Below are 11,318 nucleotides of genomic sequence, written 5' to 3'. Positions count from 1 at the left end.
ACTCCAGCGGCATGAAGTACGGCAAGCGGGCGCGGTGCGTCCGGCCGTAGGCCATCGCGCGGACTTCCGATGGCAGTTACGGGACAACCCTTAGCAGGACACCTGGGGCTGCCCAAGAAGCGAAAGCGCATGAGTGCTTGCCCAGTCGGACATACGAGCAGCCCTCAAGAACACGGCTGCGGCACGTGACGTTCCTGTTCTCCTGAACCAAGACCGCCGACGAGATTCTCGACAAGATCGCCGCTTATTGCCGACGAGTCTCCGATTCAGGCGGCTGACGGAAGTAGTGCCCCTTGTCGACGTCCTCCAGAAGGCCCGGCCGGGTCGGCTGCCAGTCGAACTGCTCGCGGGTGTGCGCGCTGGAGGCCGGCTGGTCGGCGGCCATCACCATGGTCAGCCAGCCGAAGTGGTCCTGCGCCTCCTCCGCCGGGACGGAGACCACCGGCAGGTTCAGATGGCGGCCGATGACCTCGGCGATGTCTCGCAGGGAAACGCCCTCATCGGCGACGGCGTGCAGCGTCGAGCCCGGCGGAGCCGACTCCAGCGCCACGCGGGGTACGTACTCGGCCTCGCCGGCCGCGGCGTCCGGTCCTCCGTCGTACGGCTGCCGCGCACCAATCACGGCGAAGGCGCTCGGCGGTGGCCATGCGCACCACCATGCCGGCGGCCTCGGGCGGCACGGCGTCGAGCGGCGGCAGGTCGTGCCCGTCGCGCTCGGTCGCCACCCGGCCGGCCGCCACGGGCGTGCCCGAGGCGAGGACGAACGGCTTGCCGGTGCCGGCCAGCGGCTCCGCCATCGCCTCGACGGCGGCGCGGTCCGCTTCGGCGGCGGCCATGAAATCACCCTGCGCGAAGGCGACCTCGTGGTTGAACGCCAGATGGATGACGCCGTCCGCCTCGGCGGCGGCCGCACGCAGCGTGTCGAGGTCTTCGAGCGAGCCGCGGACCACCTCGGCTCCGATGCGTTCGATGCGCTGAAGGCACTCGCCTAGGCAGTTCTGGTTGGATCAGCCAGGGCCCCGACTATCCACCTGGCCGGCCTCCACATCGCCGGTTTCTTCCTGTGGTCCGCCCGCTGAACCAAACGATCGCCCTGGCGCGCCGTCGGTGTCAGGCCTTCTCGTTGACGTTGGCCGACAGGCGATTCGTCATGTCCTTGTAGGCCGGGCCCGCCTGATCGTTGCTCTCGTCGTGCATGCGCAGCAGGTACGTGTACATCGCCGCCACGCACTTGTCCCTGCTGGTGTACTGGGCGTCGTCGGCGAGGCGGAGGTCCGGGGTGATCTCGTGGATCTTGCCGTCGGGCGTGGTGTACAGCGGGTGCCAGACCAACTCGATGTTCGGGTTGAGCTTCTGGAGCTTGCGCAGCTGCGGGATCTCCTGCTTGACCAGCACGCTCGTGGGGTCGTACGCGCGCATGAACACATGCACCGGGCCGGTCGCGTGGCTGACGTAGGCGACGGAAAGGGCGTTCCACAGCTTGCCCTGCAGCTTCCAGTCGGAGTGCAGCTCCAGCTGGTCCACCACCGCGCCCAGCGGGCTGAACTCCAACGGCGTGTGGCCCTTGGACTTGGCGTACTTGCTGGTGTCGAAGCCGCCGGACCACAGGGCCATGGAGCCCTGTCCGATCTTCAGTTTGTGACCGAGGAAGGCGACCAGCTCCTTGAACCAGGTGTTGGACGCGCGTAGCTTGCTGGCGGCCTGCTTGCTGAGCGAAGGATCGGCGGACTGCTGGTTCAGGTCACTCTGCTCGCGCAGGCCGCCGAGGATGAGCTGCCAGGCCGTCTCCGTCTCTGCCTCGGTGCACCCGGCCGTCTGCATCAGGCTCTGGAACACTGGCCATTCCGGGTGCTGTTCGGCCTTGCCCGCGTAGTGCTCCGTCGGCGCGTTCGCCGAGGGTTTGCGGCGCTGGACCGGCACGGCGGCGCCGATGGAAAGAGCGCGCATGACGGCAGTGTTACCGGCGGTGCGCTGCAGCGCGGTGACCGCCGCGGCGGTCAGCCGGCCCTTGTCGGCCGGGGGCGAGGTCTGTACGGGCGGCTCGGGCTTGCAGGACGGCGCGGTGCGCTGCGGCGTGGCGTGCGTGTGCGGTGCGCGGTCATGCATGTGTGCCTCTGCCCCTTGGTTGCGGAGGGGCACAGAATAATGCGGCGATTCGGCTGTGGGTAAGCGTCGTCGGGGCACGACTTTCTGCCCGCACGACGCTTACGCATGAACCCGCCCGCACACCCCCGGCTCACGACCCTCTGAGGGAAGCTCAGTCCGACGGGATCGCGTCGCAGAGCTCCGCGACGAGGCGTCGCGCGTAGGTTTCGTCCGTCTCCGGGATCGAGAAGACCACCCGGAAATAGAGGGGAGCCACTACGCGGTCCAGCACCCGGTCCAGTGCGGGGGTGTCCTCGCCCCGCCGGGCCGCGGCGTCCAAGGCGGCCTGGAACCGGGTACTGACGCGCTGCAAGCACTCGCGCAGCCCGGCCCGGCGGTCATCCACGTCCGGTGCCACTTCGGCGCGGAAGAACGCCACTCCTCCTGGGCGGGACAGATCGTTGAGCGTCCACACCGCCGCCCGTTCCAGATCCGCCCGGAGGTCCCCGAGCAGCTCCGGGGCCGCCTCGTCCGCGCGCTGGGCGGCGACATCCGCCAGGAGGGCGGCGATCGTCCCCCAACGGCGGTAGACCGAACTGGAGTTGACGCCCGCACGGCGCGCCACCGCGGGGAGGGTCACCTTGTCGGCGCCGATTTCCTGCACCAGATCGACCGTCGCCCGGTGCACGGCAGCGCGTACGCGGGCGCTCCGGCCTCCGGGGCGGCTGTCTTTGCTTTTGGCGGGCATCCTTCCATCTTAAAGCAAAGAATTGCGCTTTAAGGGCGACCCTTACTAACCTGCCTAAGGCAAAGACCTTTGCTTTAGAGCTCCCATGGAGGAAACATGTCCCAGTACGAGGCCGCCCACCAGCTCGGCGAGAGGTTCCACGCCTTCCTCACCGCCGGTGACTGGGACGGCATCCGGACGCTGCTCACCGACGACGCCACCTGGACGCTCCCCGGCGACAACACCATCTCCGGTACGGCCGACGGCGCGGACGCGGTGGTCGAGCGGGCGAAGAAGATCGCCTCCTACGGCCTCCGCTTCGAGTTGCTGCACATCCTGGTCAGCCGCGAGAACATGGCCTTGTCCCTGCACAACACCGCCCGCCGGGGCGAAGTGCGCCTGGACGAGTACCTGTCCACCGTCTGCCGGCTGCGCGACGGAAAGGTCGCGAGCATCGAGACCTACCTGTCCGATGTCGCCGGTATGAACGCGTTCTTCGTCTGAGGCGCTCGCCCCGCTCTCCGCCTCACCTGCCCTCGTCCGGACGTACCGCAAGGAACTGGTCGACGCCCATACGGCGTTCCTCAAAGGCCAGTCCGCCGCCTGCGAGGTACAGCCGCCACACCCGCGCGGTTTCCTCGCCCACGAGGGCGACGAACTCGGGCCAGTGCTCTTCCAGGGTGTCGTGCCAGGCCCGGACGGTGCGGACGTAGTGCTCGCGCAGCGATTCCACCGTACGTACCTCCAGGCCGGCGCCTTCCAGCAGGCCGATGGTCTCCCCCATGGGGCGCATGTGCATGTCCGGTGCGATGTACGTCTCGATGAACGCTCCCCCGCCCGGCGCCTGCCTGCCCCGCGACATCTGCTGGACCAGGACCCTGCCGCGCGGGCGCAGCACCCGGTACAGCAAGGCCGCGAAGGCGGGGTACTCGGCGTCGCCCACGTGTTCGCCCATTTCCACGGTCGCCACCGCGTCGTACGCCCCGCCCTCGATGTCGCGGTAGTCGCGGCACTGGACGTCGACCAGGTCCTCCAGGCCCCGGTTCCTGGCCTGCTCGGCTACGTGGTCGGCCTGTTCCCGGGCGAGGGTGACCGCGGTGACCTCGACCTTGTACCGCTCGGCGGCGTACAGGGTGAGCGAGCCCCAGCCGCAGCCGATGTCCAGCAGCCGGTCGCCGGGGCCCAGTGCGAGCTTGCGGCAGATGAGGTCGAGCTTGTCGCGCTGGGCGTCGGCAACGGTGTACGCCGGATCGTCGCTGGTCCACACGGCGCAGGAGTAGGCCATGGTCTCGTCCAGCAGCAGGGCGTAGAAGTCGTTGGACAGGTCGTAGTGGTGGCTGATGGCCGCGCGGTCGCGGCGCCTGCTGTGGAGTTCGCCGCGCAGGCGGGCCCGGGACGCCGGGGCAGGCGGTGGCGGGCCGATCACGCCCAGGGCCAGTGCTGTGGCGGCGGCGCGTGCCCGGTCTGTGAGACCGAGGCGGGTCGCCTGCAGGCCCCGGTCACGGGCGGCCTCCCACATGGTCCGCAGTCCGTCGGTCAGGTCTCCCTCGATGTCGAGGTCGCCGGTGAGGTACGCCTCGGCCAGGCCTAGCTCGCCGGGCTGCCACAGCAGGCGGCGCAGCGCGCGCCGTCGTCGTACGACGACGACCGGGGCGTCCGGTGGGCCGGCCTCGCTGCCGTCCCAGACCCGCAACCGCAGCGGCAGGGGGCCTCCGAGGGCTTTCTCCACGAGCGGGAGCAGGCGCTGCGCGGCGCCCCGGGTGACTGACGGCATGGGGATGCTTCCTCCTCGATGTGTGGCGTCGTCTACTCATTCGGAGCCACGGGCTTCGCGGATTGGTCATCAGACCTGGCCGTCCTGACTGTCTTGGCCGCCCCGCCCCGCCCCCGATCCCCCGGTCGTCGGTTTTCGCGACCAATCCGGTCACGTCGCGGCTCCGAAGCAATGACGTGGGAGACATCTGCGTGTCCGGATGGCCGGACGGCCGGGCACGGCGGTGTGATGTGAGGCAGCACCGAGCGAAGGAGCGCAATGGGAGCGCCAGAGGTACGGGGAGGGCCGGGGTCCCGGCCGGCGGGGCACGATGCGGAGGCGTTGCTGGCCGCGGTCGCGCTCGGTGACCAGGAGGCGTTCGGGCTGCTGTACGACGTGGTGAGTGGGCCCGTGCTGGGTCTGGTGACGCGGGTGCTGCGGGATCCCGGGCAGTCCGAGGAGGTCACCCAGGAGGTGCTGGTGGAGGTCTGGCGTACCGCGGCCCGCTTCCGCCCGGACAAGGGCAGTGCGATGACGTGGGTGCTGACGATGGCGCACCGGCGGGCGGTGGACCGGGTACGGGCGTCGCAGGCCAGGACCGAGCGGGAGAACAAGGCGGCGCTGCTGGAGCGGACGCCGGCCTACGACGAGGTGAGTGAGCAGGTGGAGGCGCGGCTGGAGGGCCAGCGGGTACGCCGTTGTCTGGGCGCGCTCACCGAGCGGCAGCGTGAGTCGGTGACGCTGGCCTACTACCGCGGCCTGACCTACCGGGAGGTGGCGCAGCTGCTGGCGCTGCCGCTGGGGACGGTCAAGACCCGGCTGCGGGACGGGTTGATCCGGCTGCGCGACTGCCTGGGGGTGACGGCATGAACGACGCCGACCTGCACACGGCGACGGGCGCCTACGCGCTCAATGCGCTTCCGGACGACGAGCGTGTTCAGTTCGAGCGGCATCTGCGGGAGTGCGCGGCCTGCCGGCAGGAGGTCGCGGAGCTGACCGCCACGGCCGGGCGGCTGGGGCAGGCCGTGGCCGCGGTGCCGCCGGCGGAGCTGAAGGGCCGCGTACTGCAGCGCATCGCCACGGTGCGTCAGGAGCCTCCCGCGGTGGGCGGTGACCGCTTCTCCGGGCGGGCCTGGCGGCGCTCGCTGCCGCGGCTGGCGCTGGCTGCGTGTCTTGCCGCCGCCGCGGCGTTCGGTGGTATCGCCGTCTGGCAGCACCAGGAGGCCGAGAAGGCGCGCTCGGTGGCCCAGCGGCAGGCGGCGGAGCTGGCGGCAGTGCTGGCCGCGCCCGATGCCCGGGCGGCGACCGGCAAGCTGGGTGATGGCGGCAGCGGTACGGTCGTGGTCTCCCAGACACGGAACCGTGCGGCCTTCGTCGCCTCCGGCCTGGCCGACCTGCCCGGCGGCAAGGTGTACCAGCTGTGGTTCAACGACGGGGGGACGATGCGTTCGGCCGGTACGTTCAACGCCGCGCGGGGTGCGGCCGCCACGTTGCTGGACGGGAACGTCGGCAAGGCCTCCGGCATGGGGGTGACGGTGGAGCCGGCCGGCGGCTCCCGGCAGCCCACGACCCGGCCGATCGCGCTGATGGACTTCCCCGCCCGGACCTGATGCGCGGACGCGCGGAGTGGCGGACGGAGAGACGCCGGCGCACTGCCGCCGGCGCCCCCAAGTCGCCGGCCACTCCCCCGCCCGTCACTTCCGTGCGCGGGGCGGCAGCGGGAAGAACCCGCTGGTGCGGGCCGCGTACTCGGCATAGCCCGGACGCTCCGCCATGTGCCGCTCCAGCAGAGCCTTGCCGCTGCCACGGGTCAGCAGGAAGGTCATGACCACGGGTGAGAGGACGGTGGCGGCGGCCACCGCGAGGTCTCCGCAGGCGAAGAGGAACAGTCCCCACCAGACGCAGAAGTCCCCGAAGTAGTTGGGGTGCCGGGTCCATGCCCACAGGCCACGGTCCATGATCTTTCCCCGGTTGGCCGGGTCCGCGGTGAAACGTGCGAGCTGGTGGTCGCCGACGGCTTCGAAGAACAGGCCGACCAGCCACAGGAGCACCCCGGCCGCGATGAGCGCGGCCGGCGCTCCGCGGACGTACTGGGCGGCCTGGACGGGCAGGGAGACCAGCCAGACGAGGGCGGCCTGCAACAGATAGACCATGCGGAAGGCGTAGGCGTTGCGGTTGCCGTGCGCCTTGGCCAGCATCTTCTCGTACCGCGGGTCCTCGCCCTTGCCCCGGCCGCGCCGGGCGATGTGGCCGGCCAGCCGCAGTCCCCAGATCACCGTGAGCGCGGTGACCAGCAGCCGCGGGCCGGCGTCGCCCTCGCCGGCCGACATGCCGTACGTGGTCAGGGCCACCGCGGCGAACGCCAGGCCCCAGGCGATGTCCACGATCCGGTGCAGGCCCCTGCGCAGTGCCGCGGCGAACGTCGCGAGCAGGACCGCGAGTGCCGCGCCGGCCGCCGCCGCCAGGTTGCGGGCGAAGGCGCTCCACGGGAAGGCGTCCGGGGCGCCCGCGGCGTTCAGCAGGAAGGCGTGTGTGGTCGGGTCGCTCATCGGCGAAGCCCCTCGTGCGTCAGTTGGAGTTGGTGCACGTCGATGTAGCCGGCGCGGAAGCCGGCCTCGGAGTAGGCGAGGTAGAAGGTCCACATCCGGCGGAACACGGAGTCGAACCCCAGCTCGGCCACCTCGGGTCCCCGGGCCGTGAAGCGCTCGCGCCACAGCCGGAGGGTCTCGGCGTAGTGCGCTCCGTAGGGCGTGCAGTCCGTGACGCGCAGTCCGGCGGCTCGGGCGTTGTCCTCGATGGCCGTCAGGGAGGGCAGCATGCCGCCGGGGAAGATGTACTTCTGGATCCAGGTGTGGGTGTTGCGGGTCGCCCGCATCCGGTCGTGGGGCATGGTGATCGCCTGCAGGGCGATACGGCCGCCGGGCCGCAGCCGCCCGGCCAGCGTGCCGAAGTACTGGGGCCAGTACTCCGCGCCGACCGCCTCGATCATCTCCACACTGACGACGGCGTCGAACCGTCCGCGCACATCGCGGTAGTCGCACAGCTCGACGGTGGCGCGTTCCTCGTGCCCGGCCGCGCGGATGCGTGCCAGCGCCAGGTCCCGCTGCTCGGCCGAGAGCGTGACCGAGTGGACATGGCAGCCGCGCTCGGCGGCGCGGACGGCCAGCTCGCCCCAGCCGGTGCCGATCTCCAGCAGCCGGGTGCCGGGGCCCGCGCCGGCCAGGTCCAGCAGCCGGTCGATCTTCTCGTGCTGTGCTTCGGCCAGCCCCTCCCAGCGGGCGGGCAGGGCATCGAAGACGGCCGCGGAATAGGTGAGTGTGTCGTCCAGGAAGAGGGCGAAGAGGTCGTTGGAGAGGTCGTAGTGGTGGTGGATGTTGGCCCGTGCCCCCTCGGGGGTGTTGCGTCGGCCGGCCGGCTGCCGCAACGCCCAGAATCGGCGCAGGCGTTGCAGTGGCGCGGGGACGAGAGTGGTGACGTGGTCGGCGAAGACGCGTACCACTCCCACCAGGTCCTCGGCTTCCCACTCCCCCGCCATGTAGGACTCGCCGAAGCCGGTCAGGCCGCGGGCGGCGATGCGCCGGAAGAAGGCGTCGGGGGCTCGCACGGTGAACACCGGTCCGCCGAGACCTAGTTGTTCGTGGGCACCCAGGCGCACGGTGAGCGGCAGTCGGGCCAGGGCATGGCGTACGAGACGTTCGCCCACCTCTCTGCGGGCGGCGGAGCAGGGCGGCAGCGCGGCGACATCGGGCCATCGCCGGGGGTCGGCGGCCGCGGCGGTGGGGAGGGCGGAGAGGGTCACTGCATACCTTCCTGGAGGTCGTGCGGCGGGCGGGGCTGGACGGGCAGGCCGCGCCGCCACAGCCGGATGCCGTGGAAGCGGATGCCCAGGGAGACGGCGGCGGTGGACCAGGGATGGCGGGCGGCGGCGCGGAGCAGGTCGGCGGCACCGGCGGGACGGCGGACGCCGCGTACGGTGGCGGTCAGCAGGTGGGAGCCCTCCTTTTCGAGCCGTACGCTGAGGTCCAGCCGCTCGTCGGGGACGGGCAGCCGCATCCGGTATGCGCCGTCGACGCCGAAGAACGGCGACACGTAGAACTCCTTGTCCGTCCGGCTGCCCTGGTCGGCCGTCCCCGGTTCGAGCAGGTAGCAGTGGCGCTGGCCGTAGGTGTTGTGCACCTCGGCCACCACGCACCGCAGTGCGCCGTCCGGGGTGTGGCACCAGTACACGGACAGGGGGTTGAAGACATGGCCGAACACCCGGGCGTGCGCGAGCATCAGCACCGGGCCGCCGTGGAGTTCCACGCCGTGCGCGGCGAGGAACGTCTCCAGCCCCTCCCGGATCGTGTACCGGGCGCCCCCGGCATCCTTGCGACTGCCGCCCGCGAAGTGGTCCCGGGCCTCGAAGCGGGCCAGCGGGCGCAGAATCCACGGCAGACGGGGCAGGGCATCGAGGTCCACCAGCCACAGGTAGGTGCGCTGCCGGAAGGCATAGCGCCGCGGCCGGGTGCGGACGTGCGTGAGGAGGCTGGGGTACAGCGCCGGGGTGCGGGCAACGACGCCGCCCGGCCGGCCGGCGGTGCGCGCGGCGGGCGCTGTGCTCACCACTCCACCCCCAGGGCCCGGGCAGCCGCGACGCCGGAGCGGCAGCCGTCCTCGTGGAATCCCCAGCCGTGGTAGGCACCCGCATACGCGGTGACCGGGCCGCTCAATCCGGGCAGCCGGCGCTGGGCGGCCACGGACTCGGGCGTGTAAATGGGGTGCTCGTAGGTCATACGGGCCAGCACCCGGTCCTGTGCGACGCGCTCCCCGCCGTTGAGCGTGACGACGTACCGCTCGGGCGCGTCCAGCCGCTGGAGCCGGTTCATGTCGTAGCTGACCAGCACCTGGTCGGCGCCGGCCCGGCATGAGGGCATCAGGTAGTTCCACGACGAGGCGGTCGCCGCGCGGCGTGGCAGCAGAGAGGTGTCGGTGTGCAGCAGCGTGGCGTTGCGGGAGTAGCGGAAGGCCCCCAGCACCGCCCGCTCGTCGTCGGTGGGATCGGCGAGCAGGCGCAGTGCCTGGTCGGGGTGGACGGCGATCACCACAGAGTCGTAGCGGGCGGTGGTGCCGTCCTCGGTGGTGATCCGCACGCCGTCGCCGGTCCGGCTGACGGCCCGCACCGGTGCGGAGGTGTGGACCGTGGCGAGTTGCTTGGCGACGCGCTCGACGTACGCACGGGAACCGCCCGTCACCGTACGCCAGGTGGGCGAGCCGCCGGTGGAGAGCATTCCGTGGTGCGCCAGGAACCGGAAGAGGTATCGCGCCGGATAGCGCAGGGCGGTCGTGGCATCGCACGACCACACGGCCGAGACCAGCGGCGTGAGGAAGTGCGAGACGAAGTAGGGCGAGAAGCGGCCCTCGGCGACGAAGGCGGCCAGCGTCCGGTCGTCCTGGACGTCGTCGTCGAGCAGCCGGCGGGCTCGTGCGTGGAAGCGCGGCACCTCGGCCAGCAGCCGCAGGTAGCGTCCGCTCACCGCGTTGCGGGGGCGGCCGAAGAGCCCGCGCGGGCCGCGGGCGCCGGCGTATTCCAGACCGCAGCCCGCACACCGTACCGACATGCTCATCTCGGATTCCTGGGTCGCCACCCCCAGCTCCTCGAAGAGTCTCAGCAGGTGGGGATAGGTGCGCGCGTTGTGCACGATGAATCCCGAGTCCACCTGGTGCACCCGGCCGTCGGCCGAGGCCAGGTCGTGGGTGTGGGCGTGGCCGCCCAGCCGGCCCGCCGCCTCGTACAGCGTCACCTCATGGGCGTCGCGGAGCACGTGGGCGGCTGTCAGGCCCGCTATTCCGCTGCCCACCACCGCGGTGCGCACCATCGGCATCCGTCTCCTCCAAGGCCATGGCGGCACCTGATGCACCGCCTGTTCACCGGGGATTCGGAGCGGAGGGCCGGACGGATTGGTCGCCCGACCGCAGCGGTGCGGCCGGGTGGGCGCCCCGCCCCCGTGAGGACGCCCGCCCGGCACCGGCCGATGAGTCACTGCGTCGGCAGCCGAGGACTCATCCCGTCAACAGCCGAGGCCCTCACTTCGTCGGCATCAGGACGTTGTCGACGATGTAGACGGTGGCGTTCGCAGTGGGCACATTGCCGCAGACCACGTTCGAGACATCGTTGACCTTGTACGTCATGCCGGAACCGGAGGTGGTGAGCTTGCTCTTCTCCAGAGTCGGGTAACTGCCGTTCTCCAGCTGCTGCGGAGTGAGCTTCTGGCCGACGACGTGGTACGTCAGGATCTTGGTCAGCAGCTCCTTGTCGTTCATGACCTTGTTCAGCTGGTCCTTGGGCAGCTTGTCGAACGCGTCGTTGGTCGGCGCGAAGACGGTGATGTTCTCGGCGTTGTTCAGGGTGTCGACCAGACCGGCCTTCTTCACCGCGGAGACCAGGGTGGACAGCGCGGGGTTGTTCGACGCGGCGGTGGCCACCGGGTCCTGGGCCATGCCGTCGAAGCTGCCCTTGCCCTCCTTGGGGACGGTGGAGCAGGCCGGGCCGAACGGGCCGGCCATCGGGTCCATGGACTTGTTCGCGGATCCCTTGGGCGCGGAGGAGGAGCCGGAGTCCGACGCCTTCTCCTTGCCGCTGTCGTCGCTGGAGCAGGCGGCCAGTGCGACGGGGAGGACCGCTGCCGCGGTGACGGCGAGGACGGTACGGCGCATACGCAGAGTGTTCATGATGCTCTTCTCCTGAAGGGAAGGGGTGGGTGGTGTGGAGGTGTA

General features: G+C 71.0%; 13 protein-coding genes. 3 read left to right on the top strand and 10 right to left on the bottom strand.

Going from position 1 to position 11,318, the window contains the following annotated elements; all coding sequences use genetic code 11:
- Positions 1-244 precede the first annotated feature (244 nt).
- From ACIGQF_RS29840 to ACIGQF_RS29825, 4 genes are all read right to left on the bottom strand, one after another.
- Entirely contained in the window at positions 245-550 is a 306-nt protein-coding gene (locus ACIGQF_RS29840; protein ID WP_399716472.1) for a hypothetical protein, read from the bottom strand.
- On the bottom strand, positions 498-950 hold the full coding sequence (locus ACIGQF_RS29835) for a hypothetical protein (protein WP_399716469.1): 453 nt from the start codon (positions 948-950) through the stop codon (positions 498-500). Before ACIGQF_RS29835 ends, ACIGQF_RS29840 begins: the two co-directional genes overlap by 53 nt.
- A 160-nt stretch (positions 951-1,110) precedes the next feature.
- Positions 1,111-2,106, bottom strand: coding sequence for a hypothetical protein (locus ACIGQF_RS29830; protein ID WP_399716466.1), 996 nt, complete (start codon positions 2,104-2,106; stop codon positions 1,111-1,113).
- A 151-nt stretch (positions 2,107-2,257) separates the two neighbouring features.
- A complete protein-coding gene (locus ACIGQF_RS29825) occupies positions 2,258-2,833 on the bottom strand; it encodes a TetR/AcrR family transcriptional regulator (RefSeq protein ID WP_399716463.1) in 576 nt (191 codons plus the stop codon).
- Between the two features lie 96 nt (positions 2,834-2,929).
- Here ACIGQF_RS29825 and ACIGQF_RS29820 point away from each other — a divergent pair, with 96 nt between their 5' ends.
- A complete protein-coding gene (locus ACIGQF_RS29820) occupies positions 2,930-3,316 on the top strand; it encodes a nuclear transport factor 2 family protein (protein ID WP_399716460.1) in 387 nt (128 codons plus the stop codon).
- Between the two features lie 22 nt (positions 3,317-3,338).
- On the opposite strand, the gene ACIGQF_RS29815 is transcribed toward ACIGQF_RS29820, so the two are convergent.
- Entirely contained in the window at positions 3,339-4,586 is a 1,248-nt protein-coding gene (locus ACIGQF_RS29815; RefSeq protein ID WP_399716457.1) for a class I SAM-dependent methyltransferase, read from the bottom strand.
- 258 nt (positions 4,587-4,844) lie between these two features.
- On the opposite strand from ACIGQF_RS29815, the gene ACIGQF_RS29810 reads away from it, so the two are divergent.
- Positions 4,845-5,435 (top strand): sigma-70 family RNA polymerase sigma factor, encoded by a 591-nt coding sequence (locus ACIGQF_RS29810; protein WP_361550864.1) that lies wholly within the window; start codon positions 4,845-4,847, stop codon positions 5,433-5,435.
- Entirely contained in the window at positions 5,432-6,175 is a 744-nt protein-coding gene (locus ACIGQF_RS29805) for an anti-sigma factor domain-containing protein (protein WP_399716453.1), read from the top strand. Before ACIGQF_RS29810 ends, ACIGQF_RS29805 begins: the two co-directional genes overlap by 4 nt.
- 84 nt (positions 6,176-6,259) lie before the next feature.
- On the opposite strand, the gene ACIGQF_RS29800 is transcribed toward ACIGQF_RS29805, so the two are convergent.
- From ACIGQF_RS29800 to ACIGQF_RS29780, 5 genes are all read right to left on the bottom strand, one after another.
- Positions 6,260-7,114 (bottom strand): DUF1295 domain-containing protein, encoded by an 855-nt coding sequence (locus tag ACIGQF_RS29800; RefSeq protein WP_399716450.1) that lies wholly within the window; start codon positions 7,112-7,114, stop codon positions 6,260-6,262.
- Positions 7,111-8,364, bottom strand: coding sequence for a class I SAM-dependent methyltransferase (locus ACIGQF_RS29795; RefSeq protein WP_399716447.1), 1,254 nt, complete (start codon positions 8,362-8,364; stop codon positions 7,111-7,113). Before ACIGQF_RS29795 ends, ACIGQF_RS29800 begins: the two co-directional genes overlap by 4 nt.
- The gene (locus tag ACIGQF_RS29790; RefSeq protein WP_399716535.1) at positions 8,361-9,101 is read right to left on the bottom strand and encodes a DUF1365 domain-containing protein; all 741 of its coding nucleotides are present in this window, start codon (positions 9,099-9,101) and stop codon (positions 8,361-8,363) included. Before ACIGQF_RS29790 ends, ACIGQF_RS29795 begins: the two co-directional genes overlap by 4 nt.
- Positions 9,102-9,163: 62 nt before the next feature.
- The gene (locus ACIGQF_RS29785; RefSeq protein ID WP_399716444.1) at positions 9,164-10,420 is read right to left on the bottom strand and encodes an NAD(P)/FAD-dependent oxidoreductase; all 1,257 of its coding nucleotides are present in this window, start codon (positions 10,418-10,420) and stop codon (positions 9,164-9,166) included.
- 208 nt (positions 10,421-10,628) lie between these two features.
- Complete coding sequence (locus tag ACIGQF_RS29780) at positions 10,629-11,273, bottom strand: fasciclin domain-containing protein (RefSeq protein WP_399716441.1); 645 nt, start codon at positions 11,271-11,273, stop codon at positions 10,629-10,631.
- Positions 11,274-11,318 lie beyond the last annotated feature (45 nt).

This window comes from Streptomyces sp. NPDC053560, assembly GCF_044544605.1.
Classification (GTDB): Bacteria; Actinomycetota; Actinomycetes; order Streptomycetales; family Streptomycetaceae; genus Streptomyces.
This window is presented reverse-complemented; position numbering and strand designations above follow the sequence as displayed.